Source organism: Agrobacterium sp. 22094, assembly GCF_052046015.1.
In the GTDB taxonomy this organism is placed as follows: Bacteria; Pseudomonadota; Alphaproteobacteria; order Rhizobiales; family Rhizobiaceae; genus Agrobacterium; species Agrobacterium cavarae.
Genome location: NZ_JBQEPX010000001.1, coordinates 1 through 25,282 on the forward strand (window position 1 = coordinate 1; position 25,282 = coordinate 25,282).

At 59.0% G+C, this 25,282-nt stretch carries 21 protein-coding genes, 1 tRNA gene and 2 rRNA genes; 9 read left to right on the forward strand and 15 right to left on the reverse strand.

Annotated features, from left to right (window positions below):
* From ACTJK5_RS00005 to ACTJK5_RS00015, 3 genes are all read left to right on the forward strand, one after another.
* Nucleotides 1-2,212, forward strand: a 23S ribosomal RNA gene (locus ACTJK5_RS00005); the annotation flags it as partial.
* Between the two features lie 129 nt (nt 2,213-2,341).
* A 5S ribosomal RNA gene (gene rrf, locus ACTJK5_RS00010) occupies nt 2,342-2,456 on the forward strand.
* A 127-nt stretch (nt 2,457-2,583) separates the two neighbouring features.
* Nucleotides 2,584-2,660, forward strand: a tRNA-Met gene (locus ACTJK5_RS00015).
* A 354-nt stretch (nt 2,661-3,014) separates the two neighbouring features.
* Here ACTJK5_RS00015 and ACTJK5_RS00020 read toward each other — a convergent pair.
* The 3 genes from ACTJK5_RS00020 to ACTJK5_RS00030 form a co-directional block, all read right to left on the reverse strand.
* Entirely contained in the window at nt 3,015-3,548 is a 534-nt protein-coding gene (locus ACTJK5_RS00020) for a lipocalin family protein (RefSeq protein ID WP_440611572.1), read from the reverse strand.
* A 323-nt stretch (nt 3,549-3,871) separates the two neighbouring features.
* Nucleotides 3,872-4,429, reverse strand: a complete 558-nt coding sequence (locus ACTJK5_RS00025; RefSeq protein ID WP_440611573.1) for a DUF6030 family protein — start codon at nt 4,427-4,429, stop codon at nt 3,872-3,874.
* 247 nt (nt 4,430-4,676) lie between these two features.
* The gene (locus ACTJK5_RS00030) at nt 4,677-5,501 is read right to left on the reverse strand and encodes a MurR/RpiR family transcriptional regulator (protein WP_246666378.1); all 825 of its coding nucleotides are present in this window, start codon (nt 5,499-5,501) and stop codon (nt 4,677-4,679) included.
* 270 nt (nt 5,502-5,771) lie between these two features.
* Here ACTJK5_RS00030 and ACTJK5_RS00035 point away from each other — a divergent pair, with 270 nt between their 5' ends.
* A complete protein-coding gene (locus ACTJK5_RS00035) occupies nt 5,772-6,527 on the forward strand; it encodes a sulfate transporter family protein (RefSeq protein WP_062425058.1) in 756 nt (251 codons plus the stop codon).
* On the opposite strand, the gene nth is transcribed toward ACTJK5_RS00035, so the two are convergent.
* Nucleotides 6,501-7,271, reverse strand: a complete 771-nt coding sequence (gene nth, locus ACTJK5_RS00040; protein ID WP_440611574.1) for an endonuclease III — start codon at nt 7,269-7,271, stop codon at nt 6,501-6,503. The two genes, ACTJK5_RS00035 and nth, sit on opposite strands and share 27 nt — an antisense overlap.
* A 44-nt stretch (nt 7,272-7,315) precedes the next feature.
* On the opposite strand from nth, the gene ACTJK5_RS00045 reads away from it, so the two are divergent.
* Entirely contained in the window at nt 7,316-7,798 is a 483-nt protein-coding gene (locus tag ACTJK5_RS00045) for a DUF2244 domain-containing protein (RefSeq protein ID WP_440611575.1), read from the forward strand.
* Nucleotides 7,799-7,868: 70 nt separating this feature from the next.
* Nucleotides 7,869-8,741, forward strand: coding sequence for a bifunctional helix-turn-helix domain-containing protein/methylated-DNA--[protein]-cysteine S-methyltransferase (locus tag ACTJK5_RS00050; protein WP_343107705.1), 873 nt, complete (start codon nt 7,869-7,871; stop codon nt 8,739-8,741).
* On the opposite strand, the gene ACTJK5_RS00055 is transcribed toward ACTJK5_RS00050, so the two are convergent.
* On the reverse strand, nt 8,742-9,740 hold the full coding sequence (locus ACTJK5_RS00055; RefSeq protein WP_112956810.1) for a sugar-binding transcriptional regulator: 999 nt from the start codon (nt 9,738-9,740) through the stop codon (nt 8,742-8,744). It abuts the gene before it with no gap.
* 51 nt (nt 9,741-9,791) lie between these two features.
* On the reverse strand, nt 9,792-10,823 hold the full coding sequence (locus tag ACTJK5_RS00060; protein ID WP_440611576.1) for a hypothetical protein: 1,032 nt from the start codon (nt 10,821-10,823) through the stop codon (nt 9,792-9,794).
* A 236-nt stretch (nt 10,824-11,059) separates the two neighbouring features.
* Here ACTJK5_RS00060 and tal point away from each other — a divergent pair, with 236 nt between their 5' ends.
* On the forward strand, nt 11,060-12,019 hold the full coding sequence (gene tal / locus ACTJK5_RS00065; protein WP_062424984.1) for a transaldolase: 960 nt from the start codon (nt 11,060-11,062) through the stop codon (nt 12,017-12,019).
* A gap of 331 nt (nt 12,020-12,350) precedes the next feature.
* On the opposite strand, the gene ACTJK5_RS00070 is transcribed toward tal, so the two are convergent.
* On the reverse strand, nt 12,351-13,115 hold the full coding sequence (locus ACTJK5_RS00070; protein ID WP_113271791.1) for an IclR family transcriptional regulator: 765 nt from the start codon (nt 13,113-13,115) through the stop codon (nt 12,351-12,353).
* A gap of 113 nt (nt 13,116-13,228) precedes the next feature.
* Between ACTJK5_RS00070 and ACTJK5_RS00075 the strand changes: the two genes are divergently transcribed.
* Nucleotides 13,229-13,960, forward strand: a complete 732-nt coding sequence (locus ACTJK5_RS00075) for an SDR family oxidoreductase (protein ID WP_062439287.1) — start codon at nt 13,229-13,231, stop codon at nt 13,958-13,960.
* A 177-nt stretch (nt 13,961-14,137) separates the two neighbouring features.
* Here ACTJK5_RS00075 and ACTJK5_RS00080 read toward each other — a convergent pair whose 3' ends face one another.
* From ACTJK5_RS00080 to ACTJK5_RS00100, 5 genes are all read right to left on the reverse strand, one after another.
* On the reverse strand, nt 14,138-14,311 hold the full coding sequence (locus ACTJK5_RS00080) for a DUF1328 domain-containing protein (protein WP_082447294.1): 174 nt from the start codon (nt 14,309-14,311) through the stop codon (nt 14,138-14,140).
* Nucleotides 14,312-14,512: 201 nt separating this feature from the next.
* Entirely contained in the window at nt 14,513-15,361 is an 849-nt protein-coding gene (locus tag ACTJK5_RS00085; protein WP_343107700.1) for a metal ABC transporter permease, read from the reverse strand.
* Nucleotides 15,358-16,218 carry an iron chelate uptake ABC transporter family permease subunit gene (locus ACTJK5_RS00090; protein ID WP_111850500.1) on the reverse strand — a complete coding sequence of 287 codons (861 nt, stop codon included), beginning with the start codon at nt 16,216-16,218 and terminating at the stop codon, nt 15,358-15,360. Before ACTJK5_RS00090 ends, ACTJK5_RS00085 begins: the two co-directional genes overlap by 4 nt.
* The gene (locus ACTJK5_RS00095; protein ID WP_425532503.1) at nt 16,215-17,126 is read right to left on the reverse strand and encodes a manganese/iron ABC transporter ATP-binding protein; all 912 of its coding nucleotides are present in this window, start codon (nt 17,124-17,126) and stop codon (nt 16,215-16,217) included. The genes ACTJK5_RS00090 and ACTJK5_RS00095 overlap by 4 nt, the downstream gene beginning before the upstream one ends.
* A complete protein-coding gene (locus tag ACTJK5_RS00100) occupies nt 17,126-18,016 on the reverse strand; it encodes a metal ABC transporter substrate-binding protein (RefSeq protein WP_343107698.1) in 891 nt (296 codons plus the stop codon). The genes ACTJK5_RS00095 and ACTJK5_RS00100 overlap by 1 nt, the downstream gene beginning before the upstream one ends.
* A gap of 545 nt (nt 18,017-18,561) precedes the next feature.
* Here ACTJK5_RS00100 and ACTJK5_RS00105 point away from each other — a divergent pair.
* Complete coding sequence (locus tag ACTJK5_RS00105) at nt 18,562-19,689, forward strand: hypothetical protein (RefSeq protein WP_440611577.1); 1,128 nt, start codon at nt 18,562-18,564, stop codon at nt 19,687-19,689.
* A 241-nt stretch (nt 19,690-19,930) separates the two neighbouring features.
* Here the strand turns inward: ACTJK5_RS00105 and lysS are convergent, their stop codons facing one another.
* From lysS to ACTJK5_RS00120, 3 genes are all read right to left on the reverse strand, one after another.
* Entirely contained in the window at nt 19,931-21,433 is a 1,503-nt protein-coding gene (lysS, locus tag ACTJK5_RS00110; RefSeq protein WP_062424978.1) for a lysine--tRNA ligase, read from the reverse strand.
* 213 nt (nt 21,434-21,646) lie between these two features.
* Nucleotides 21,647-23,104 (reverse strand): glutamate--tRNA ligase, encoded by a 1,458-nt coding sequence (gene gltX / locus ACTJK5_RS00115; RefSeq protein WP_440611578.1) that lies wholly within the window; start codon nt 23,102-23,104, stop codon nt 21,647-21,649.
* A 216-nt stretch (nt 23,105-23,320) separates the two neighbouring features.
* Nucleotides 23,321-25,093 carry an SLC13 family permease gene (locus ACTJK5_RS00120; RefSeq protein ID WP_112520887.1) on the reverse strand — a complete coding sequence of 591 codons (1,773 nt, stop codon included), beginning with the start codon at nt 25,091-25,093 and terminating at the stop codon, nt 23,321-23,323.
* Between the last annotated feature and the right edge of the window lie 189 nt (nt 25,094-25,282).

Below are 25,282 nucleotides of genomic sequence, written 5' to 3' on the forward strand. Positions count from 1 at the left end.
GGGTGACGGCGTACCTTTTGTATAATGGGTCAACGACTTAGTGTAACGAGCAAGCTTAAGCCGGTAGGTGTAGGCGTAGCGAAAGCGAGTCTGAATAGGGCGTTCAGTTCGTTGCATTAGACCCGAAACCGAGTGATCTAGCCATGAGCAGGCTGAAGGTTGGGTAACACCAACTGGAGGGCCGAACCCATAACTGTTGCAATAGTTCGGGATGACTTGTGGCTAGGGGTGAAAGGCCAATCAAACTCGGAAATAGCTGGTTCTCCGCGAAATCTATTTAGGTAGAGCGTCGACCGAATACCCTCGGGGGTAGAGCACTGGATGGGCTATGGGGACTCACCGTCTTACTGATCCTAACCAAACTCCGAATACCGAGGAGTACTAGTCGGCAGACACACGGCGGGTGCTAACGTCCGTCGTGAAGAGGGCAACAACCCTGACCTCCAGCTAAGGTCCCCAAGTCATGGCTAAGTGGGAAAGGATGTGAGGATCCCAAAACAACCAGGATGTTGGCTTAGAAGCAGCCATCATTTAAAGAAAGCGTAACAGCTCACTGGTCTAAATAAGGGTCTTTGCGCCGAAAATGTAACGGGGCTAAAGCCATGCACCGAAGCTGAGGATACAACGTAAGTTGTGTGGTAGCGGAGCGTTCCGTAAGTCTGTGAAGGCGGACCCGTGAGGGCTGCTGGAGATATCGGAAGTGCGAATGTTGACATGAGTAACGATAAAGGGAGTGAGAGACTCCCTCGCCGAAAGACCAAGGGTTCCTGCTTAAAGTTAATCTGAGCAGGGTTAGCCGGCCCCTAAGACGAGGCGGACACGCGTAGTCGATGGGAACCACGTTAATATTCGTGGGCCTGGTGGTAGTGACGGATCTTGTGTGTTGTTCAACCTTATTGGATTGGTTGGGCGGCGAAGAGGTTCCAGGAAATAGCTCCACCGTATAGACCGTACCCGAAACCGACACAGGTGGTCAGGTAGAGTATACCAAGGCGCTTGAGAGAACTATGTTGAAGGAACTCGGCAAATTGCACGCGTAACTTCGGAAGAAGCGTGACCCTTTTGCACGCAAGTGTGATGGGGTGGCACAGACCAGGGGGTAGCGACTGTTTATCAAAAACACAGGGCTCTGCGAAGTAGCAATACGACGTATAGGGTCTGACGCCTGCCCGGTGCTGGAAGGTTAAAGGGAGAGGTGCAAGCTTTGAACTGAAGCCCCAGTAAACGGCGGCCGTAACTATAACGGTCCTAAGGTAGCGAAATTCCTTGTCGGGTAAGTTCCGACCTGCACGAATGGCGTAACGACTTCCCCGCTGTCTCCAACATAGACTCAGTGAAATTGAATTCCCCGTGAAGATGCGGGGTTCCTGCGGTCAGACGGAAAGACCCCGTGCACCTTTACTATAGCTTTACACTGGCATTCGCCAAGGCATGTGTAGGATAGGTGGTAGGCTTTGAAGCAGGGACGCCAGTTCCTGTGGAGCCATCCTTGAAATACCACCCTTATCTTCGTGGATGTCTAACCGCGGTCCGTTATCCGGATCCGGGACAGTGTATGGTGGGTAGTTTGACTGGGGCGGTCGCCTCCGAAAGAGTAACGGAGGCGCGCGATGGTTAGCTCAGACCGGTCGGAAATCGGTCGTCGAGTGCAATGGCATAAGCTAGCCTGACTGCGAGACTGACAAGTCGAGCAGAGACGAAAGTCGGTCATAGTGATCCGGTGGTCCCGTGTGGAAGGGCCATCGCTCAACGGATAAAAGGTACGCCGGGGATAACAGGCTGATGACCCCCAAGAGTCCATATCGACGGGGTTGTTTGGCACCTCGATGTCGACTCATCGCATCCTGGGGCTGGAGCAGGTCCCAAGGGTATGGCTGTTCGCCATTTAAAGCGGTACGTGAGTTGGGTTCAGAACGTCGTGAGACAGTTCGGTCCCTATCTGCCGTGGGTGTAGGAATATTGACAGGATCTGTCCCTAGTACGAGAGGACCGGGATGGACGTATCTCTGGTGGATCTGTTGTCCTGCCAAGGGCATAGCAGAGTAGCTATATACGGAATGGATAACCGCTGAAGGCATCTAAGCGGGAAACCAACCTGAAAACGAGTGTTCCCTATCAGAGCCGTGGAAGACGACCACGTCGATAGGACGGGTGTGGAAGTGCAGTAATGCATGAAGCTTACCGTTACTAATAGCTCGAGCGACTTCTTCGTTCCCATTGTTCATGCTCATCGAATAAAACTCGATCGCATCACGTGTTCATATCAAATAGAGCCAAAAGCTCTCCAGCTTCTCGATACAACAGCACAAGCCAAAAGCTCGTGCCAGTTGCGTTTTGCCGACCTGGTGGTTATCGCGGGGCGGCTGCACCCGTTCCCATTCCGAACACGGCCGTGAAACGCCCCAGCGCCAATGGTACTCCGTCTTAAGACGCGGGAGAGTAGGTCGCTGCCAGGTCTGCTAAACGCAACTAATTATCTTCTCACTCACAAACCTCTCGGCACAAGCCGAATGCAAAAGCCGCCCTCAAAGCGGCTTTATCCAATTCTAAGACATATCCCGATCCAAATCGGGTAGCAGTCAACGCGGGGTGGAGCAGCCCGGTAGCTCGTCAGGCTCATAACCTGAAGGCCGCAGGTTCAAATCCTGCCCCCGCAACCAGAAAATTCTAAAAAAATTTCAATGTAGCAAGCCCTCCCAAAAGGAGGGCTTTCTTGCGTTTGCGCCTAGCACACCGCTAGCACAAAAACCATGCGCTTTGAATTAACCTTGCCCCCACAAGTTTTATTCCCGTTTTGAGTTCGCCCCGGCGGTCTTTGGGTAGTGTATTCTCGACGGTAGCGGCGGAAGAAGACGCCGCACCTCACACTACTTTATCTTCCGGGTCTCCTTCGGCGCTGGACCACGAACTCAGCACAAGTTTGAGCGCATGCGGCACTGGCGAGCGCCATCGGCAGGCCTGTATCTCGCTTGCTCTCTATCATCGAGGCGGGTGCGTTCTGGAAAATGTCATTCTCAATGGCGTGTCCAGCGCAGTAGCGCCGCATCGTAGCCCAGGGACGTTGCTCTTTTTACCAACATCTTCCGAGTTTGCTCGGAGGGCTTCGCCGTGCGGGTCAGAATCCATAGATAACGGCCGGATGGTTCACCCACAATCGACCAGGAGTAGTCGGCGGCGTGATCGAGGACCCAGTAGTCACCATAGAACGGACCGAAGAACGAGACTTTCAGTTTGGCGTTGCCGCTATCAGGAACGATCTTAGCAAGGCCTTCGACAGCCTTTTTTGCGCCATCAGGGCTGTCTTTGCGGCAGGTGTTGATGACCTTGATCATTCCATCGTCCCGAAGCGAATACTGAGCGGTTACGCCTTCGCAATCGGTTTCGAAAGAGTTCTCGTAGCGGGCTAGTTCGAACCAGTTGCCTAGATATCGGTCTAGTTGAACGGTTTTCGCCGGTTGAGGGACTGATGTGTTGCCGACGGGGCCGACTGTGCTGCAGGCGGCGAGGAAGCCGCTGGCGATGAGGGGGAGGAATGATCTGAGTTTCATCGGCGTTTAATGAGGTTGCGCACCAATAGTTCCCGTGGCGGGGGAGACTGTTCAGGTCATTTTTCTGAACGTCAGCCTGCTGGTGACCTTATGTATCCAGTTCCTAAAGGATGCGCGACTGAGATGAGATATCCGAGATCGAGTGGCGCTCCCGATCAGCGGACGAAGGGCGATTCCCGGACTTGGATGAGCAAGTTGCTGATAGGTACTCCGCCTTTCACGCAGTCGTCGTGGTGGTCCCCAAGCGGGCATTCTAACCTCCGGCACGTTGTGAATCCTCTCCGCTGATTTGCCGATATTGTCATATGCCTCGCTGGAGCCCGTCATTCAGCAATACCCTTCGAAAAGCCCGGCGAGTTGGTGCCGAAGAGGTTGAAGCGGGATTTGTCCATGCCTTCCTGCTTGTACCGCACCTTGGCGCCGGCAAGGGCGGACTCGAATTCCTGACCAGCCGCGAGTTTTGCGGTGAGGTCCTTCATCGGGGTCCGGTCGCCGATCAGCATGTGGATGACGGATAAGGCTCTCTCGCTCAGGATTTGGCGGGAGAGGGGAGAACCGAAGTTGAGCTTCAGTCGAAAATAGGTCCACCGACCGTCCTTGTTGCCGCGGATCTGGATGAAGAGCGAGGGGATGCGTCCCGTCTCTGGAAACTCCAGCAGGGAGTTACATTCCCAATCCCCGTTCGGCATCTGGGTGAAGGTGGGGGCCGCTTTTTGCGATAGGTCCGCAAGCGCCTTGCAGCGAGTGGCGTCAAAATTTCGGACCGGAATTCGGCCCGCCTTTGCCACGATCTGCTGGAGTGGAGCGGGCTCCGTCACGCGCGCGGTTCGGGTATCGTCCATCGTTATGCCGACAAAGGATAAGAGGGCGACGACGAGCATTCTCAAAGGCTCCGATTGAAGGGGCGTGCGGCGGAAGGTGGTTGAGCGGACCGAGACTGCTACCGTTCAAGCTGGTCGCACTCTTTCAGCTACGCTTCCTGCGCTTTCGCTCCAGGTGTCGTCGCATGCCTTCATCAAAAAACCAACAGGAGTTTGACGAAGAGGCTCCGCTCTCAGCTGATCCATCCCGATCAGGTGCTGATTGGCAGGTTCAACCGACTAAAGAGGCCTTTTCACGCCAGCGCCATCACCCGTGGTGGAGCGCCCGCTGCAAATCGCCGATGCGTTTGACGCGTTGTCTGCGGTTCGAGCCGTCATTGTATGAGAGGGACTGAAGCATGAACTCGGTCATGGCGACGAGCTGGAGCATGCTGTCACTGCCGTTCTGGTTCAGTGGGATGGTCAGGCAGATGTCGGCGCTTTCTGGACCCCACTCGTAGAAGCGGGTGGTGATGAGGACCGTTTTGTATCCGCCGCGTTTTGCCATCTTGGCAAGGCGCTGAAGGGCGGGGAGATTGCCGCCGCAGTCGATCAGGATCAGGAGCGTGCTGTCCGGCTCTTCATCCATCAGTTCGATATAGGTCGAGCCGTCGCTTTGCAGATAGTGGACCCGCTCGCGACATTCGAGCAGCTTCATGTAGAAGTAGCGGCACAGGCCGAAGCTTTCCGCCGATGAAGCGATGAAGACGTTCCGGCTGTCCTGAATGGCATCGAGTGCGGTCTTCCACACGGACTGACCAGCGAGGTCGTACACGGCCTGCACGGCCTGGATCTGCTGCATCATCAGACCCGAAAGCGGGGTCTGCCGTGGCTCCTGGCTTTCGGCTTGAACGGCCGGTGATGCGGTGACGCGCTCGCGCAGATGTTCGCGAATGTCGCTCAGCTGCCGGTAGCCGAGAGACCGAAGAAACCGGCCAACCGTCATCGGGCTCAAACCCAGCTTTTCTGCCAGCGTCGCAGCCGTCTCGAAGGGAAGCTCGTTCATATGCTCCATGAGATATTTCGCGATGCGCCGCTCCGCCGGCGTGCCGGACTTCATCAACCGGGACAGATCGATCAGTAGCTTTTCCAATAACGCCTCATTACGTTTCTATCGGACGACGATACAGAGCTTGGCAGGTGGCTGGTGGTCGTACGTGCTTCGCGACACACTGTACCCGCTTCGAGGGCAGAATACTATTTCTTCCCCGTTGTTTTTCATAGTTTAGGCATGGCTGCTATTCAAGCAAAAGATGATAGCTCACCACCATTTGCGAAAGGCCCGAGCGACGGCGTTCTTGTGGAAGAAATACAGCCGCCTTATCTCTGCACCGCAGGTAACGTTCAGAAGAGGAATGGTGGTTTGATTCTTGATGCAGCAAAACGCGCCTTTGAGAACCTGTTTGCTTCGCAGACGCGTTCCGTCTTCTGGAAGGTTCTCGGTCTTACCATTCTTGTTTTGATCGGTCTGTGGTTCGCGATCCGCAGCCTGTTCATCTGGCTTGCTTTGCCATGGCTTGATTCGCTCGTGCCCGGCATGCCGGATTGGGCCGGTTGGATGAGCGTTGTTCTGGCGATCCTTGCTGGCATCGGATTGGCGCTGGCGCTGGCACTGTTGATATCACCGGTCACGGCGGTAATTGCCGGCCTGTTTCTCGACGATGTGGCGGAGGTGATCGAGAAACAGGATTATGCAGGGGAGCCCGCCGGCCGCGCCATGCCGCTTGGGGAAGCGGTGTTGTCTTCGATCAAGTTTTTCGGCGTGGTCATTCTTGGCAATGCCATCGCACTTCTCCTGCTTCTGGTGCCAGGCGTAAACCTCATCGCCTTTTTCATGGTCAATGGTTATCTTTTGGGGCGGGAGTTCTTTGAATTCGCGGCCATGCGCTTCCGCACGCCAGAGGAGGCGCGGGCCTTTCGCTCGAAACACGCATCGACGGTGTTCATGGCGGGCCTGGTGATCGCAGCGTTTCTGGCGGTGCCCTTCCTCAATCTGCTGACGCCACTCTTTGCGGCATCCTTCATGGTGCATCTGCACAAGTCGATCAGCCGGAAAGACCCATCATTCGTGCTGCAATCGAACGCTCCCCGCTCAGGCACCAACCAGCTGGGGCGGTAGCTCGACCAGCGGGGCAGGAATGTCCCAGGTCTTTTCCGGCGATTTACAGATGTCGGCAATGATGCAGCGCTCGCATTCCGGCTTGCGGGCCTTGCAGCAATAGCGCCCATGCAGGATCAGCCAGTGGTGGGCGTGGAAGAGATAGGGCTCGGGAATGATCCTGACCAGCCGGTCTTCCACCTCGTCCGGGGTCTTGCCCGGTGCCAACAGGATGCGGTTGGCGATGCGAAAGACATGGGTATCGACGGCCAGCGTCGGGATGCCGAACGCCATGGACATGACCACGTTGGCGGTCTTGCGGCCCACACCCGGCAGCATCATCAGCTCTTGGCGGGTTTTTGGCACCTCGCCACCAAAATTGTCGATCAGCATCTGCGACAGAGCGATGACGTTCTTGGCCTTGTTGCGGTAAAGCCCGATGGTCTTGATGTAATCGATCAGCCGCTCTTCCCCAAGCGCCAGCATCTTTTGTGGCGTATCGGCAATTTCAAACAGTGCTCTCGTTGCCCGGTTGACGCCGACATCGGTGGCCTGGGCGGACAGTGCGACGGCCACGACCAGGGTGAAGGGGTTGGAATGTTCCAGCTCCCCCTTCGGCTCCGGCCGCTGGATGGAAAAACGGCGGAAGATCTCGTTCAGCTCGTCTTTCGAGTAAGCGGTCTTCACGCGCTTTTGCCTGGGCTTCGCCGTTGAAATTGACTTTTTTGCCGTTTGGGTGCTGGATCGTTTCTTGTCGATTGTCATAACGGATCTACATGCGCGTTGATCAGCCGTATCGAGGAAGGCAGATGGAAATGCTCAACGATCAGCCGGTTTTTTCTGCCGAACTCATCCCCTATCGCTCACTGGGGCGCAAGGGCTTTCGTATCCTGCTGGTGATCTGCGCGCTCGTTGCAGTGCTCTATGGCGGCTTCTTCCTCGTCACCGGCGCGTGGCCGATCGGCTTCTTCCTGGGGCTCGATTTCCTGCTTCTCTATATTGCCTTTCGCTCAAACTACCGTGCCGCCAAGGTCAAGGAGCAGGTGGTGGTATCCCGCACCAACCTCTCCATCCGTAAATTTTCGCCGAAGGGAGAGGTGGTTGAACATCGGTTCAACCCGTTCTGGGCGCGGTTTCGGGTGCGCCGTCACGAGGAATTCGGCATTCTTTCCATGCATGTGTCAGGCGAAGGCCGAGTGACGGATATCGGCTCCTTCCTCAACCCGGAGGATCGGGAAAGCTTTGCAAAGGCATTTCGCAATGCGCTGGCGACGGTGAGGCTCAAAATCTGATAGGTCTTGGCAAGAAACGGGTGGAGGCAGACGTCAGGTCGTGGTCTTCTGAATGCCAAGGAGACATGCCATGAATGCCAATATCATGCTGAAGGAAGATATCACCCCTGTCGGCGCCGACTATGAGACGGTGCGACAGGTGATCGAGATATTGACGGTGGATTACCGCGACCAGCCGTCGCTGGAGGAGATTGCCGCGAGGCTCAACCAGTCCCCCACCCAGTTGCAAAAGACCTTTACGCGCTGGGCGGGCTTGTCGCCAAAGGCCTTTTTGCAGGCCGTGACGCTGGATCATGCCAAGCGCCTTCTGCGCGAGGAAAATCTGCCGCTTCTGGAAACGGCCATCGAAGTCGGCATGTCCGGCCCAAGCCGCCTTCACGATCTCTTCGTCACCCATGAGGCCATGTCGCCCGGTGAGTGGAAGGTGAAGGGCAGCGGACTGCAGATCCGCTACGGCTACCACCCATCGCCCTTTGGTCTGGCGCTGGTGATGATCACCGATCGCGGGCTGGCCGGCTGCGCCTTTGCCGATGCGGGTGAGGAGACGGAATGTTTCGAGGACATGGCGCGGCGCTGGCCCAACGCCATCTATGTCGAAGACAGCGCCGCGACGGCACCCTATGCCGAGCGGATCTTCGATCCTACCCGCTGGAACAGCGACCAGCCGCTGCGCGTCGTGCTACTAGGAACGGATTTCCAGGTGCGCGTCTGGCAAAGCCTGTTGAAGATCCCGATGGGCAAGGCCGTCACCTATTCGCATGTGGCGCAGGATATCGGCCAGCCGACGGCGTCTCGCGCCGTGGGGGCGGCGATCGGTGCCAACCCCATCTCTTTCGTCGTTCCCTGCCACAGGGCGCTCGGCAAAAGCGGGGCGCTGACCGGCTATCATTGGGGCATTACCCGCAAGCGAGCGATGCTGGGCTGGGAAACGGGGCGGGTGTGACTACTCCGCTTCAGTGGCTTTTCCCGCCGCGGCCAGTTCCATCAGCGCCCTTGCCGCAGCCTCGTCGGTGATCAGCGTGTTGCAGCCGATGCGTTTGATGGTGGCGCGGATGGCGGTAGCGCGATGGGCGCCGCCGGAGGCGAGAACGATGTGTTTGGCCTTTTTCAGCGTATCGAGATCGATCGACATGGCGTGATTGTTGATCGGGTGATCGACGGAGCGGCCTTCGGCATCGATGAAGTTGAACATGGTGTCGCAGACGCAGCCCGCCGCGACCAGCTCATCGAGCGTCTGTTTGGAAATGAAACCTTCCGACAGCGATGTGGAATGCGGGCCGATATCGCCGCAGCTGACGATGGCAAGATCGAGGTTTTCGGCAAGCGCATAAAGGGTGCTCAGCCCGCATTTTTCGATCAGCGCCCGCTTGGTTTCGATGGAATCGACCAGGAGCGGGGCAAGAAACATGTAGCATTCCGCGCCTAAGGCACTGGCGAGCCGCCAGGTGTAGTCGAGCGGATTGGTCTGGTGCACGGCAACGATCCCGCCAAGCAGCGAGACGACCTTGCAGTTTTCGCGCCGCGGCGGGCGGAAGCTGGAGAGGGAAGCGGTCATGGTGCGGCCCCAGCCGACACCGATCGTGGCATTGTCCGGCACGACTTCGGAGAGGAACTGGCCGAGCGCAAGACCCACGCCCTTGGCGATATCTCCTACCTTATCCGAACCCGTGGGAATGATCACCGCCTCGTCCAGGCCATAGGCTTTTTCCAGATCGATCGAAAGCGCGACGAAGTCCTCGATGCCTTCATTGATCCAGATCTGCACGTCGGAGCGCTTCATCGCCTCATCGAGCAGGCGGATGACGGTGGAGCGGCTGATGCCAAGTTTTTCGGCGACATCCTTCTGCGTCATGCCCTGATTGTAATAGAGCCACGCGGCGCGAAGCCTCAGCGAGGGCGCTTCGGAAAAGGCCGTATGGGTTTCTCTACGCAGTTTTGCCACTGTCTTTTGCCATATCCTGGTCTGAGTATGCTTGAAAGATGAGCCTGTCGCTCAAGGGTGCCTGGGTTGAAGAAGAGACTTTAGGGAAAGGCGGGTTTGATCGCTGCATTTTTCCGCCTGACGCATTGCCGAGCGGAGAGTTACCTTGTGCTTGTCCGGCATGACGGGATATGCCGTTTCGAAAAGCCCGGTCAGCGGCGCCAAACGGGCGTCGCACCAACTTGCTTCCATGCCGTCCAAGGCCAGCGCCTCCAGGCTGCCCTCGATGACCAAGCCAATGTTCGAATAGACCTGATCACGACCTGCCGCCGCCTTTGGATTGCTCGATAGCTCGGGCATTTCTGAAAACATTTTCTTGGTGATTGTGACCGCTGCACGACTGGACCAGAGTGTGGCGTCCAGACAGGCGCCAAGCCCCCTCATATTGTCGGTGATTGCCTTCTGCGATCTCGCCGTGGCAGGATCTTCGTAGATATTCATGACGACGATGAGAGAGCGTGTGTAGCTCACCACCGTCTTGTACTCATGTGGGGAGAGTTCATCCAGCTTTTCCGCTTCACTTGGGCGACAGAGGATATCGAGGGTTTTTGAAACCTCTGGATTTGTGGGCTTCATGGCCTCCCGGGAGTGGCGATTGCGCTCGGCGAAAGCCTGCAGGCGTTGTGCGGCGTCCTGCATCTCCTGCAATCGCTTTTCTGACGGTGCGTTCGGTGAAACGCCATCCGCCGCTTGCGATGGCACTGGCGCAAAATTGAACCTGACTTCACCTTGGATACCCATGGCAGCCAGTTGCGGTTGGCAGCGCAGAACCGCTCTCATAGCCGCATTGGCGAAGGCCTGATCGATCGCCCCATTGCCTTTTTCAATGACGACGGGCGTCTTATCGAGCGACCCGTCAGCTTCAAATGTTGCGGCAATGACCACCGCACCGGTTGCCCCCGGCGGAGGGGTGAAACATGCCTCCACTGCGCGCTGAAACTCGGACGGGCTGACGGCCTTTTGCGTCTCCGCCTGCGCTGCCTGGAAGACAAAAGCGGCTGAGGCTATGGCTGCAAAGATCATGTAAAGTCGTTTGGCTATCATGTTTGCATCCAAATTCGTTTCGTCACCCCGACGTCAGGCAGCGCATTGGCTTGATCCGGCAGTATTGCAGACATGAAACTTATGTCAATTGCGATGGGCAAATGTCTTGACTTCCTCCCGTAAGCTGCGCGATACTCCCCGCGAACACAGTTCCCTTGTCGCCGTCTGTACGCTCACCCGTGCGGAACGAAATTCGATAGCGATGGTTTCCGAGACATTCACAAGGATTAAACGGCATGACTTCCAAGCTTGATCAACTTCGCGCCATCACCACCGTGGTTGCCGATACCGGTGACATCGAGGCGGTGGCCCGTCTGAAGCCGGTGGATTGCACCACCAACCCGTCCATCGTCTTGAAGGCGCTCGGCACGCCTGCCTTTGCCGATACGGTGAAGGAAGCGGTTGCCTGGGGTCGCAAGCAGGGCGGTGCCTCCGAAGGCGTGATTGCCGCGGTTGCCGACCGTCTGGCGATCTCCGTCGGTGCAGCCCTTGTCGATCTCGTACCCGGCCGCGTCTCGACCGAAGTGGATGCCGACCTCTCCTTCGATACGAAGGCTTCGATCGACAAGGCGCACAGCATCATTGCCGCCTACAAGGAGCGCGGCATCGAGCGCGAGCGCATCCTCATCAAGCTCGCCTCCACCTGGGAAGGCATCAAGGCGGCGGAAGTGCTGCAGGCGGAAGGCATCGATTGCAATCTGACGCTTCTCTTCTCGCAGGCCCAGGCGATTGCCTGCGCCGAAGCGAAGGCTTTCCTCATCTCGCCCTTCGTCGGTCGCATTCTCGACTGGTACAAGAAATCGACCGGTGAGACCTACACCGCCGAGACCGATCCGGGTGTACTTTCGGTGCGCCAGATCTACAATTACTACAAGGCCAACGGCATCTCGACCGTCGTCATGGGCGCGTCCTTCCGCAATGTCGGCGAAATCGAAGCGCTGGCCGGTTGCGACCGCCTGACGATCAGCCCGGCACTTCTGGAAGAGCTGGACAAGGACACCGGCACGCTCGAGCGCAAGCTGTCTCCCGATCACGCCAAGGCAGAGCCGCTTCAGTCGCTGGACGAGAAGTCCTTCCGCTGGCAGCTCAATGAAGACGCCATGGCGACGGAAAAGCTATCCGAAGGCATCCGCCTGTTTGCCAAGGATCTGGTGTCGCTGCGCGAAATCGTCCGCAAGGAACTTGCTGCTGCCTGACGAAAAACGACCGGGAACCGATTTCGCGTCCGGTCGTTTTATTCTCATAAGATCTCCAGTCTTGAAGCGCGGCTGTTCCCCCTGGCAGTCGCGCTTTTTCTTTGTGTGTTTGGTGCGGGGCTGCTGTGACAGCTGGGCGAAGCAGCGCTGCCTCAACGGATGGTGACGGTCAGCATTAGAGCCGTCGAGTGGCGGGGCGAGGATGTCTCGATCTCATCTCGCGTGCCGATCAGGTGCTCTACCGGGCGAAGATGTCCTGTCGCGCGCGAGTGGCCGCCCGGCGTCAAGACGTTGCGAGTAAAGCCTTCACGTAACGGATAGTTTAGGCGCCTTACTGACCGGCCACGACTTCTGAGATCGCCTTAGCCGTCTCGCGGATCAGCTCCAGACAGTCATCCTCTTTTGGCGCCGCTTCGTTGAGCGAGCCGATGAAGGGACAGGTGACGACGGCGAGCGCCGTGCCGTCGAGGGTCAGGATCGGGGCGGAAATGTTGCGCACGCCGGCGGTCTGCAGGCTGTTCATGCTTTCATAGCCTTGGGCCTTCACCTGTCGCAGCCGTTCGCGCAGGTTTGCAGGCAGTTCCTTTTCCTCGCCACGCAGCTGTTCGGCAATCATCAACTCTCGCTGCGTCTCGTTCTGGAAGGCCAGAAGAACGTGGCCGGAGCCGGTGTTGAACAGGCTCATCTGCGCACCGACGCGAATGGAGAGCGCCCAATAGGTAGAAGAATCCTGCTGCGCGATGACGACGACCGAGCCGCGATCATAGACCGCCAGATGACAGGCCTGCTGCGCTTTCGCCGAGAAATCCCGCATCATCGGGGCTGCAAAGGAAACGAGGCGTCTGACGGGCTGGTGGAAGTGGGCGAGCCCGAACATTTTCAGAGTGAGGGTAAAGCGGTCGCCATCCTGGCGCTGCACATAGCCGCGGCGGACCAGCCGATCCAGCATGCGATAGAACTCATTCGGGCTCTTGCCGAGCGCCTTGGCGATTTCCACCTGGGTCAGCCCGCCATCGGTGCGCGCCAGAAGCTCGAGAATATCCAGCCCCTTGTCCAGCGCCGGTGCGCGGTATCTGTCGCTATCGTCTTCCGTCATCGGGCCTCTATTGATTGCAAGCTGGCTTGACGGTCTGTGAATACACCGTTTACATATGAATTGTCGATGCATATTTGAGACGTTGCGCCCGAAGGCGCCGGAGGAGAGCCATCATGGGCCAGGATTTTTCAGGACAGACCGTTGTCATTACCGCAGCGGCGCAGGGTATCGGCCGGGCAACGGCGGAACGCTTCATCGCGCTTGGTGCGCGCGTTATCGCCACCGACATCAATGAAGCTGCTCTCGCAACCCTTGAAAATGCCGAGACCCGCGTTCTCAACGTTCTCGATGGCGCTGCCGTTCAGGCCTTTGCCGCCGAGATCGGCTCTGCGGATGTGCTCTTCAACTGCGCAGGCTTCGTGCATGCCGGCACCATTCTCGACTGCGAGGAAAAGGACTGGGATTTCTCCTTCGATCTCAATGCCAAGGCCATGTACCGCACCTGCCGCGCCTTTTTGCCCGGCATGTTGGAAAAGGGCAAGGGCGCCATCGTCAACATGTCGTCAGTGGCCTCCAGCGTCAAAGGCGTGCCGAACCGGTTTGCCTATACGGCCTCGAAGGCGGCTGTCATTGGCCTGACGAAGTCCATCGCATCGGATTTCGTCACCAAGGGTGTTCGCTGCAACGCCATCTGCCCCGGCACGGTGGATAGTCCATCGCTGCATGAGCGCCTGCGCGCGACCGGCGATTACGAAAAGGCGCTGAGCGACTTCATCGCGCGCCAGCCGATGGGGCGCATTGCCAAGCCGGAAGAGATTGCAGCGCTGGTGACCTATCTGGCTTCGGACGAGGCCGGGTTCACCACGGGTCAGATCCATGTGATCGACGGTGGCTGGACGGCCTGATAGGGCCGCTTTTCAGCCCGCGCATTAGCGTCTCGTCATCCCGCGGGTGACGGGGAGGGACTTAAGCTTCTCTCGTCGACTTGGTATGCCGTCAATGTCACGCAGGTCATCGATATGACCAAACAAAAACGGCCGGGGGAGGCCCGACCGTTTCTGTATTCCAAGCCTCTATAACTCTTAGAGGATCGCCTGACCGGCCATCACTGCCAGCACCAGGAAGATGAGGAAGACGACCACGGCGATGAAGAACAGGATCCGGGCGATGCCGGAGGCCGCCGCCGAAATGCCTGTGAAGCCGAAAACGCCGGCGATGATCGAGATCACGAAAAATATTAGAGCCCACTTCAGCATGGTCGGTCCTCTTGCGTCAGATTTGAAACGGGCAAACGCTCAAGGTCCTGGACCCACTCGTTTGTCTCTCAGTCTTTGTTCAGCCAAGCCCTTGGCGCACAATAATCTTCATGCGCACGGGCATGCACTAATGACGCAAAAGTGAGGGGAGAGGTTCCAGGGTACCGAAAATCTTTTTCGACACCCTGCCCGTGCGATGGGTCACGCGGTCGCGGTGTCGGGAGTTTCCTTGGCTTTCATCGTCGTGCGGAGGAAGGCCAGGATGAAAAGACCGCTCATGATCAGGACGATCGTGGGGGCCGGTGCGCTGTCGATCAGGAAGCTCAGCCAGATGCCAAGGGTGGTAGAGAAGAGCGCCACGCAGACGGCGGCAATCAGCATCTCGGAGAAGCGTCGCGTAACAAGGAAGGCGATAGCGCCAGGTGCCACCAGCATGGCGACCGACAGGATGATGCCGATTGCCTGGAGCGCGCCGACGACGGTGAGCGACAGGACGGCAAGCAGGCCGTAATGCAGGATGCGGACCGGCAGGCCGATGGCCTTGGCGTGTTGCGGATCGAAGGCGTGCACAAGCAGATCCTTGCGCAGTATGGCGAGGAAGAGTGTGGCGGCAAGCGCAATCAGGCCAGTCTGGATGACATCGACAACCGAAACGCCGAGCATGTCGCCGAAGAGGATATGGTCGAGATGCACGTCGCTCTGCACCTTGACGTAGAGCACCAGCCCCAGACCGAACATGCCGGAAAAGACGATGCCAAGCACCGTGTCTTCCTTGATACGGCTGTTTTCCTTCAGAAAACCGGTGCCGAGCGCGCAGATCATGCCGGCGATGAAGGCGCCGATGGAGAAGGGGATGTTGACGATATAGGCGATGACGACGCCGGGCAGCACCGCATGCGAGACAGCGTCACCCATCAGCGACCAGCCTTTCAGCACCAGCAGGCAGGAGAGCATGGCCATCGGCACGGCGATCATCAGCGTGATGATGAAGGCATATTGCATGAAGGGAAGCTGGAAGGGCAGGAGCGCCAGTTCGAGATATTCGCTCATGCGGGCTCCTCGAGTGCGGCGCGGGCCTTGGCGCGCGAGGCGAGATAGCCATGCTTGGGCGCAAACAGGAAAGCGGTCAGGAAGATCAGCGTCTGTAGCACGACGATGATGCCGCCGGTCGCGCCATCGAGGAAATAGCTCAGGTACGCGCCGAGGAAGCTCGTTGCGGCGCCGATGCCAAAGCTCATGCCGATCAGCCGCTCGAAACGGTCCGTCAGCAGATAGGCGGTGGCGCCGGGCGTCACCACCATGGCGACGACCAGAAAGGCACCGACGGTCTGCAGAGCTGCGACAGTGGAGGCGGCGAGCAGGGTAAAGAAGATCACCTTCAGCACATCAGGTTTGAGGCCGATTGTGCGGGCGTGGTTCTCATCGAAGAAGACGACCATGAAGTCCCGCCATTTCAGCGACAGGACCAGGAGGCTGATGCCGCCGATCAGCGCCAGCTGGATCGTGTCTTCGGGGGTGATGGCGAGGATGTTGCCGAGAACGATGGTCTGAATGTTGATGGAGGTGGGCGAGAGCGACACCATGAAGAGGCCGAGACCAAAGAAGGAGGTGAAGATCAGGCCGATAATGGCGTCTTCCTTCAGCCTTGTCTTCTGGTTGAGAAACAGCATCGATGCTGCCGCAAGCCCGCCGGAGAAAAACGCGCCGAGTGCGAAGGGAAGACCCAGCATATAAGCGCCGGCCACGCCCGGCACGATGGCGTGGGAGAGGGCATCGCCGATCAGCGACCAGCCCTTCAGCATCAGATAGGCGGAGAGAAAGCCGCAGACGCCGCCGACCAGTGCGCTGACCCAGATGGCATTCAGCATGTAGGAATAGGTGAAGGGCTCGAGCAGGATGGAGATCATCGCTCCGCGTCTCCCACCTTCGCCGGATCGCCCCGCGTCTCATGGCCGTTCTGGCCGTAGATGACGAAGGGGCGCTCGTCATCGGTGATCACTTTCAGATGCCGCGGGTCGGCATCGTCATGCAGATCGGCGCCACCCAGGATGAAGTGGCGAAGGCTTCCGCCAAAGGCGGCCTGAAGATTGGCTTCGGTGAAGGTGTCTTTCGTCTTGCCCGAGGCAAGCACCGTGCCCTTGACGAAGACGGCGCGGTCGCAGAAATCCGGCACACTGCCGAGATTGTGGGTGGAGACCAGCATGATGCGGCCTTCGTCGCGCAGGGATTTTAAGAGTGCAATGATCTGCTCTTCGGTCGTCACGTCGACGCCGGTGAAGGGCTCGTCGAGGAGAATGACCTTGCCTTCCTGCGCCAATGCGCGGGCGAGAAAGACGCGTTTCTTCTGGCCGCCGGAAAGCTCGCCGATCTGGCGCTTGCGGTAATCCAGCATGTTGACGCGGGCGAGCGCCTCTTCCACCATGCAGTGGTCGCGTTTGGTGGGAATGCGAAAGAAGTTCATGTGGCCGTAACGGCCCATCATCACCACATCCTCGACGAGGACGGGAAAGCTCCAATCCACCTCTTCGGCCTGCGGCACATAGGCGACGAGGTTCTTTTTCAGCGCGGTGGAAGCCGGCTCGCCGAAGATCGAGACGGTGCCGGCCGACAGCGGCGCGAAGCCCATGATGGCCTTGAAGATGGTGGATTTGCCCGCACCATTGACGCCAACAAGGGCAGTGATGGTGCCCCGGGGTATCGAGAAGCTTGCGCGGCGCAATGCCGTGTGGCCGTTGCGATAGGTGACCGTCACATCATCGACGGTCAATCCATCCCGAGGCTCTGGCTTCGCAGCGCTTCTCGTTTTCCCCATCATCATTCGCTGAGACCCTTCACGATCGTGGCTGTTGTGGTGCGCAGAAGATCGAGATAGGTCGGCACGGGGCCGTTCGCCTCACTCAGAGAATCCACATAGAGAATGCCGCCATAGGCCGCGCCCGTTTCCTTCGCCACCTGCTTTGCCGGATCGGGCGACACGGTGCTTTCGCTGAAGATGACGTGGATAGTGTTGGCGCGCATCGCGTCGATGACGCCGCGCACCTGCTGCGGTGTGCCCTGGCTATCCGCATTGACCGGCCAGAGGAACAGTTCCTTCAGGCCGAAATCACGCGCCAGATAGGAGAAGGCCCCTTCGCTCGTCACCAGCCAGCGCTTGTTTTCCGGCAGTGCTGCGATGGCATCGCGCATCGGCTGGATTTCCTGTCGGATCTTGTCCGAATAGGCCTTGGCATTGGCGGCGTAGACATCCGCATGGTCGGGATCGATTTGCGTCAGCGCCTTGCGAATGTTCTCGACATAGATCAGCGCATTGTCCGGCGACATCCAGGCATGCGGGTTGGGCTTGCCGCTATAGGCGCCGCCGCTGATCGAAATCGGCGTCACACCATCGCTGACGACGACATTCGGCACGCCGGAGAGATTGGCGAGGAACTTCTGAAACCAGAGTTCGAGATTCAGCCCGTTCCACAAGACGAGGTTGGCATCGCGGGCTTTGAGAATATCGCGCGGGGTCGGCTGGTAGTTATGGATCTCGGCCCCGGGCTTGGTGATGCTCTCGACATCAGCGGCGTCGCCCGCAACGTTGCGGGCCATATCGGCAATGATGGTGAAGGTGGTGATCACCTTGGGCTTTTCCGCAGCAAAAGCGGAGAAGGGCAGGAAGGCTGCGGCGCAGAGAGCGATAAACGTCGAGCGGGTCAACTTCATGAGAACGATAAAACCTCTTTTGCGATTAATTCGCAATAGCAATGTGGGAGACATCGGAAAGATTGTCAATGCTATTGCAAATCATTCGCATTAAGAACGGCTTCAACTGAATATTGTTCCAAATTCTCCTGTGCAACTGTGTGCTGCGGCCCGATTGGGCGTGGGCTGCTGTCGACGGCGAGCCTATGCGGCGCGGTCTCTCTCTGCATAGGAGAGACCAAACGCCGTCCGCCGATACGTGCGGGCTCGCCCGTTGCGTGTCTTGTCTGGAAAAAGCGTCAGTGATCTTACGGCGTGTTTCGCCTGGCAGCCTGGGCAAGAGCGGGCTGATGAGCCTCGGCGCACCAGCCCAAAAAACGTCCGGAAACAAACGTTTTTCCTGCCTAATTAAGTCTTCTTCAATGAGAAGCCATCAAGATCAATGGCTGCACGGATGTGGTCTATCACCATCCGGCCTTTTTCCACTCCGGTGGCGCAACGAGGCGCGACGGGAGACGAAGGCGTTAGACGAGGTTGTCTATGTCGGGACGTTTGACGTGAAAGCAGTGTTCAAAAGAATACGGTTTTCCCGCAAAGTGGTATTGATTGGCGGTGGCATCCTCCTTCTGGGTGGTGCCTCCGGCGTTGCTGCCATTGTCGTCGGCAGGGATCAGCTCTTCGGTAATTCGGAGGTCGTGCAGAACGGCCTGGAATGCAAGACGGCGCAGACAGTCAAGATCAAGAAGAACGGCTCGGTCTGGATCCGCAAATTCGTCCGCACGGAAGGTGGTGATGGCCCGGAGCGCATGAAGACGGCGCTGCGCGTGGCCAAGGCCATCTACGACAAGGACCATCCCGATCTCGTCCAGGTCTCGGTGCTGGATGCCAAGGGACCGCAGATGCGCGCCGACATGCGCGGCCGATCGATCGCGGCGCAGGCAATCTACATCGCCGATCCCAGCAAGCTGCCGGAAGGCGCTGCTTCTCAGAGTTATTCCGCCTATTACTATGATGGCGCGGCCGCCGATGACGGCCAGTTTTACGGATTGCGCATCGATCTGCCCGTCGAAGACGCCAAGGCGATGACCGCGTCGCTCACCGAATTTGCCGATTGCGTCGATCCGGTCGCGGCCACTGCCGGCGACGGACATGGCGCTCCGGCGGGTGGCCACGGCGCGCCTGCCGGTCACGGTGCTGAGGCCTCGGGCGGGCACGGCGAAAGCAAGGGATCGGATGGCCACGGCGCCGAAGGCGATGGACATGGCGGTGGCGACAAGCCTGCCGAAGGCGGCCACGATGCGCCTGCCAATGCCGATGGCAGTGGTCACGGTTCTGCTGAGCCACTTTTGACTTCGACACCGGACAAGAGCGAAAGCATGTTCAGCTTCGGCTACATCAAGTCGCTGCTGTTCGGTAAGGGTGAGACGACGGCGGTTGCGGCCGAGCAGCCAGCGGCGGAAGGCCATGGCGAGCCGGCAGCGGCTGGCGACCATGGCAGCGCCCCGGCTTCAGACGGTGGGAATGAGGCGGAGGGTCACAGCGCCCCCGCCGTAGCGGAAGAGCCTGCCGCACAGGGCAGTGCAGCGTCCGGCACGGCGGCTGGTGGACACGATGCGCCTGCGGCCGAGGCGGCGGGACATGATGCTGCTGCTGGTGGCGATAAGACCGCAGAGGCTCCGAAGCCCGAGCATTGATTGGATTGCCTGGCGCGAGATGAGGGGCTTAATGACCCCCCTCGTGCATGTGAGTATGTTGCCAGTTCTGCAGGAACGCGAGCAGCGAGATCGAAAATTGCCATCGAAGGCACGAACCCTTCCACAGTCCTGTGCTGATCCTCGGATCAAGGACAGGTGAGGCAGGATGATAAGGCCGAACCAATAAGCCGCTTATCTCGGACCGCCGCTCGTCGCGACGGTCCTTCGCAGTTCTTAAACCTCAGTCTGCCTTCTGGCGGCGGGCTGGGAAGAGGATGACGTCGCGGATCGAGGGGGCGTTGGTGAGCAGCATGACCAGGCGGTCGACGCCGATGCCGAGGCCGCCGGCGGGGGGCATGCCCTGGTCGATGGCGTCGAGGAATTCGTCGTCGAGCTGCTTGTCCTTTTCGCCGCGGGCGTGGGCCTGTTCCAGCTGTTCCACCATGCGGCGGCGCTGTTCTTCCGGGTCGTTCAGTTCGGAGAAGGCATTGCCGACTTCCCAGGCGTTGCAATAGCTTTCGAAGCGCTCGACCAGACGCGGCTCGCCCGGCACTTCCTTGGCGAAGGGCGAGATGTCCTTGGGGAAATGCGTCACGTGGCTTGGCTGGATCAGCGTGCCTTCGACCTTTTCCTCGAAGATGAAGGCGAGGCATTCGCCCCAGGTCCAGTCCTTTTCGACTTCAAAGCCGGCGGCCTTGGCGGCAGCGCGGGCTTCCTCGTCGGTCTTGATCGCCAGGAAGTCGATGCCGGTAGCTTCCTTGACGGCATCTGGCATCGGCACGCGCTTGAACGGGCCCTTGAAGGAAATTTTCTGGCCCTGGAAATCAAGCTCGGTGGTGCCGTGGATAGCAATGGCCAGCGTCTCGAACATGCGCTCCACGAGGCTCATAATGTCCTCGTAGTCGGCATAGGCCCAGTAGCATTCCAGCATGGTGAATTCGGGATTGTGCCGTGTCGACACGCCCTCATTGCGGAAGTTGCGGTTGACCTCGAAGACCTTGTCGGACAGGCCGGACACCAGCGTGCGCTTCAGGAACAGTTCCGGCGCGATGCGCAGATACATGTCCATCTTCAGCGTGTTGTGGAAGGTCTTGAACGGATCGGCGGTCGCGCCGCCATAGACCGTCTGCAGCATCGGGGTCTCGACTTCGAGGAAGCCTTCGGCCTCCATGAAGCGGCGGATGCCGGAAATGATCTTGGAACGCTGCTGGAAGCGCAGCTTGGATTCCTCATTGGAGAGGATGTCCAGATGGCGCTTGCGATAGCGGATTTCGACGTCGGAAATGCCGTTCCACTTCTCCGGCATCGGCAGAAGTGACTTGGTGAGCATGGTGATCTCTTCGGCATTGATCGTCAGCTCGCCACGCTTGGTGCGGCGCACCTTGCCGGTAACGCCGATGATGTCGCCGATGTCGATCATCGGCAGCATCTCGCGGGCTGCTTCCGGCGTCGTATCCTTGTGCGAGAAGATCTGCACCTTGCCGGACGCATCATGGATATCCATGAACATGCCGGAATTGCGCGAGGAGTAGACGCGGCCTGCAACCGTCACCGTATCGCCCGTTTCGACATCCGGCTCGATATCGGCATATTTTTCCGCAAGCTCGGCATTGGTCAGCGTGCGGTGGAAATGCGCCGGATAGACGTCGCCGATCTTGTCGCGCAAAAGCGCCAGCTTCTGGCGGCGCACTTCGGTGGCGTCGGAGGACAGGGCAGTCGTTTCGGTCGTCTTGGTGTCGGTCATGGTCTTGAAGCCTTTTTCGGGCGAGTTGTTCTTGTGTCTGTGGCCGCCAGGTGGGTTGGCTGCACTCGTTTTCCGTATTCGTCATCCTCGGCCTTGAGCCGAGGATCCATAGTCTGGCGCTCGTTCCATCCGTCGGCCTTAGGAGACCTTGGCGTGGATCCTCGGGTCAAGCCCGAGGATGACGGCAGAGCAACTTGGTGCCGTCGGTCAGCCTCAGCCGGCAGCGCCAACCATCGTCGTGACGACGGCGACGGCAGCCTTCAGGCGCTGGCGCACGACGGAGCGGCCGAGCAGCGCCATGGAATCGAAGAGCGGCAGGGAGCGCGACGAGCCGGACATGGCGACGAACAGCGGCGGGGTGACGACGCGCAGCTTCTTGCCCGTGCGTTCGGCCACATCTCGCAGTTCCGCTTCGATGGCCTCGACGTTCCAGTCGGGCATCTTTTCCAGATCGGTAGCAACGGTCGTCAGGATCTCGAGGATCTCTTCCGGCTTGCTCTTCAGCCCGGCAAAGGAGGCCGGTGTAAGACCTACATCGCCAGAGAGCAGGAAGCCTGCGAGATTGGGCAATTCGCCAAGCTTTGACACACGGCTCTGGGAGAGCTTCAGGCCTTCGGTCAGGCGCTGGTTCAACATCGCCCATTCCAGCGTGCGGGCAATGAACTCTTCCGGCGTGAGCTTTTCGCGCAGCCAGCGACCGTTCAGCCAGTCGAGCTTCTGGATGTCGAAGATCGCGCCGGCCTTGGAGAGCGCGTCCGGATCGAATTTCGCCGCAAGCTCGTCCATCGACAGCAGCTCTTCGCCTTCAGCAATCTGGATGAAGAACAGGCCGAGAAAGTTCATCAGCGCTTCCGGCAGATAGCCGAGCGCGGAATAGTAGGAGATCGAGGTCGGGTTCTTGCGCTTGGAAAGCTTCGACTTGTCGGCGTTGCGCATCAGGGACAGATGCATGAACACCGGCTCCTGCCAGCCGAAATAGCGATAGAGCAGAATGTGCTTGGGCACCGATGCCAGCCACTCTTCGCCGCGCGCCACATGGGTGATCTTCATCAGATGGTCGTCGATGACGTTTGCCATGTGATAGGTCGGCATGCCGTCGGCCTTGATCAGCACCTGCATGTCGACCGATTCCCACGGGATCGAGACATCGCCATAGACGCCGTCATGGAAATCGCAGGAACCTTCGGTCGGGATCTTCATGCGCACGACGGAAGGCTCGCCCGCTTCCATCTTGGCGGTGACTTCTTCCGCCTTCAGGTGAAGACAAAGACCGTCATAGCCCGGCGGCTTGCCGGCGGCGCGCTGTGCTTCGCGCATTTCTTCCAGGCGCTGCGGCGTGCAGAAACAGCGGAAGGCGTGGCCCTTGTCGAGCAGCTCCTCAGCGTAAGGCCAGTACATGTCCTTGCGTTCGGACTGGCGGTAGGGGCCATAAGGGCCGCCGACATCCGGGCCTTCCGACCAGGTCAGGCCGGTCCATTTCAGCGCTTCCAGAACCTTCTCTTCATATTCGCGCGTCGAGCGCGTGGCATCGGTATCTTCGATGCGCAGAATGAACTCGCCGCCGTGTTTCTTGGCGAAGAGATAGTTGAAGAGCGCGATATAGGCCGTGCCGACATGCGGCTCGCCGGTGGGGGAAGGGGCAATACGGACGCGGACGCCGGAAGTGGTCATTGAAATTCACTCGTCGTGACGTTGCAGCGACGCAAGGCTGAAATCAGCCTGTTGTCAGCGAAATTGACGTTGGATGCGGCAGGATTGGCAAAAACAGGCGTTGGATCAAGCGCCATTTCACACCATCCCATTGGGCATGGCTTAGGCCACATTCCGCCGCAGGCGTCAAGAAAAGACTGTTGCGCTGTCTTGCCGGTGGTGCCGGAGCAGGCACCCTTAGGACACCGGCCAGACGTACAGCAGCATGGGAATGCTGACGATGACGATGATGAAGGAGAGCGGAAGGCCAAGGCGCGGATAATCACTGAAGCGATAGCCGCCCGGTCCCATGACCAGCGTGTTGCACTGGTGGCCGATGGGGGTAAGGAAGTCGCAACCGGCACCGATCGCGACGGCCATCAGAAAGGCTTCGGGCCGAAAGCCGAGCGTGGTGGCAAAACCTGCTGCAATCGGCGCCATCACCAGAACGGTGGCGGCATTGTTGAGGAAGGGCGTCACCGCCATTGCCGTGAGCAGGATCATGCCAAGTGCGGCAAAGGGCGGAAGACCATGGGCGACGCTGCCAAGCCAGTGGGCAATCAACTCGCTGGCACCTGTGGTTCTCAGGCTGTCGCTGACGGGAATGAGGGCGGCGAGCATGACGAGGATTGGGCCGTCCACGGACTTGTAGACCTCCGTCAGTGGGATGGCGCCGACCACGATCATCAGGAAGGCGGCGGCGAAGAAGGCGACCGAAACCGGTACCAGGCCGCTGCCGGCGGCAATCATGGCGGCGGCAAGCACGATCAGCGGCATGAAGGCGCGGCGCTTGACGCCAAGCAGGATTTCGCGCTGGGCAAGCGGCAGCAGCGAAAACTCCTGCAGCATCAGCGGCACATTCTTGCGGCTGCCCTGCAACAACAGCACGTCGCCCGCCTTCAGCGTCAGATCGCTCAGGCGTTCGCTGACGCGCTGACCGCGCCGTGACACGGCAATCAGATTGACGCCGCGCGTATAGGAAAGCGCCAGTTCGCGCGCCGACATGCCGTTCAGGTGGGAATCGTTGCTGATGACGGCTTCCATGGAGATGAGATCGACGACCTTTTCGCCCTTGTCGGTGAGCGGCTTGCCCGAGAGGATGAGGTTTGCCTGCGACACCATCCGGTCGAGACCTTCCGGGCTGCCTTCCAGCATGACGGTGTCGCCAGCCTTCAACGTCACATCGGGAAAGGGCGAGATGCGGCGGGGCCCACGCAGAATGGTTCTGGCGATCACGTCGCCATCGCCAAGACGCAGGAGTTCGCGCAGTGGCTTGTCGACGAGCACGCTGTCGGGCGAAAGTGTGGCTTCGGCGGTGTAGCTTGCTTGGTCGAGAATATCTTCCACAGACGCCTGCTGCTTTGCCCGCACCGGCAAAAGACGATAGCCGACGGTGAGGAAAAGAATGCCGACGACCGTCAGCGCAAGGCCGACGGGGGTGAAATCGAACATGCTGAAGCTCTGCCCGGTCATCTCCTCGCGAAGGCGCGACACGACGATATTGGGCGACGTGCCGATCTGCGTCATCAAGCCGCCGAGAAGGGCGGAAAAGGCCATCGGCATCAGATAGAAGGAGACGGGGCTGCCGGACTTGCGGGCAAACTGGAAGGCGACCGGTATCATGATGGCGAGCGCGCCGATGTTCTTGATGAAGGCCGACATGACGGCAACGGTCACCATGAGGAAAGCCAGTTGCAGGCCTTTCGAGCGCATTTCCGGCAAATAGCGCTTGATGATGAAATCGACGATGCCGGAGCGCGCCACGGCGGAACTGACGATCAGCGCGCTGCCGACAATGATGACGATATCGTCGGAGAAGCCGGAAAAGGCCTTGTCGAAGGGAACCACACCGACGGCAACGGCCACCAGAAGCGCGCTGCAGGCCACCACGTCGTAGCGGAACCTGTCCCACATGAAGGCCACCATCATCCCAGCAATCACGGCGAAGGCGAGGATCTGCTCTGTGGTCATGCGGGGGTACTTTCAGGAGGGCATTGCCATTGGACAATGCGGGGATGACCCAGGGAGGGTGCATCAAGAACGCGGGCGCTGTGCCACTTGTTCCTGCCGGCTTTGCGGGTTTTGCGGGCGTGCCGCGCATGCGGCATCCGGGCGTGCCCTTGGACAAGTCTTTGAGGTTGCTTGTCTCTCAGACTTGAG

Bases quoted from the DNA above. Each gene is read 5' to 3' on its own strand.
- nth (WP_440611574.1), bottom strand. From the start codon at position 7,271: ATGACAATCGACAAGAAACGATCCAGCACCCAAACGGCAAAAAAGTCA.
- ACTJK5_RS00070 (WP_113271791.1), bottom strand. From the start codon at position 13,115: ATGACGGAAGACGATAGCGACAGATACCGCGCACCGGCGCTGGACAAG.
- ACTJK5_RS00025 (WP_440611573.1), bottom strand. From the start codon at position 4,429: ATGCTCGTCGTCGCCCTCTTATCCTTTGTCGGCATAACGATGGACGAT.
- ACTJK5_RS00100 (WP_343107698.1), bottom strand. From the start codon at position 18,016: ATGAAGTTGACCCGCTCGACGTTTATCGCTCTCTGCGCCGCAGCCTTC.
- ACTJK5_RS00085 (WP_343107700.1), bottom strand. From the start codon at position 15,361: ATGAGCGAATATCTCGAACTGGCGCTCCTGCCCTTCCAGCTTCCCTTC.
- ACTJK5_RS00020 (WP_440611572.1), bottom strand. From the start codon at position 3,548: ATGAAACTCAGATCATTCCTCCCCCTCATCGCCAGCGGCTTCCTCGCC.
- lysS (WP_062424978.1), bottom strand. From the start codon at position 21,433: ATGACCGACACCAAGACGACCGAAACGACTGCCCTGTCCTCCGACGCC.
- gltX (WP_440611578.1), bottom strand. From the start codon at position 23,104: ATGACCACTTCCGGCGTCCGCGTCCGTATTGCCCCTTCCCCCACCGGC.
- tal (WP_062424984.1), top strand. From the start codon at position 11,060: ATGACTTCCAAGCTTGATCAACTTCGCGCCATCACCACCGTGGTTGCC.
- ACTJK5_RS00095 (WP_425532503.1), bottom strand. From the start codon at position 17,126: ATGATGGGGAAAACGAGAAGCGCTGCGAAGCCAGAGCCTCGGGATGGA.
- ACTJK5_RS00080 (WP_082447294.1), bottom strand. From the start codon at position 14,311: ATGCTGAAGTGGGCTCTAATATTTTTCGTGATCTCGATCATCGCCGGC.
- ACTJK5_RS00090 (WP_111850500.1), bottom strand. From the start codon at position 16,218: ATGATCTCCATCCTGCTCGAGCCCTTCACCTATTCCTACATGCTGAAT.
- ACTJK5_RS00050 (WP_343107705.1), top strand. From the start codon at position 7,869: ATGAATGCCAATATCATGCTGAAGGAAGATATCACCCCTGTCGGCGCC.
- ACTJK5_RS00075 (WP_062439287.1), top strand. From the start codon at position 13,229: ATGGGCCAGGATTTTTCAGGACAGACCGTTGTCATTACCGCAGCGGCG.
- ACTJK5_RS00060 (WP_440611576.1), bottom strand. From the start codon at position 10,823: ATGATAGCCAAACGACTTTACATGATCTTTGCAGCCATAGCCTCAGCC.
- ACTJK5_RS00120 (WP_112520887.1), bottom strand. From the start codon at position 25,093: ATGACCACAGAGCAGATCCTCGCCTTCGCCGTGATTGCTGGGATGATG.
- ACTJK5_RS00045 (WP_440611575.1), top strand. From the start codon at position 7,316: ATGGAAATGCTCAACGATCAGCCGGTTTTTTCTGCCGAACTCATCCCC.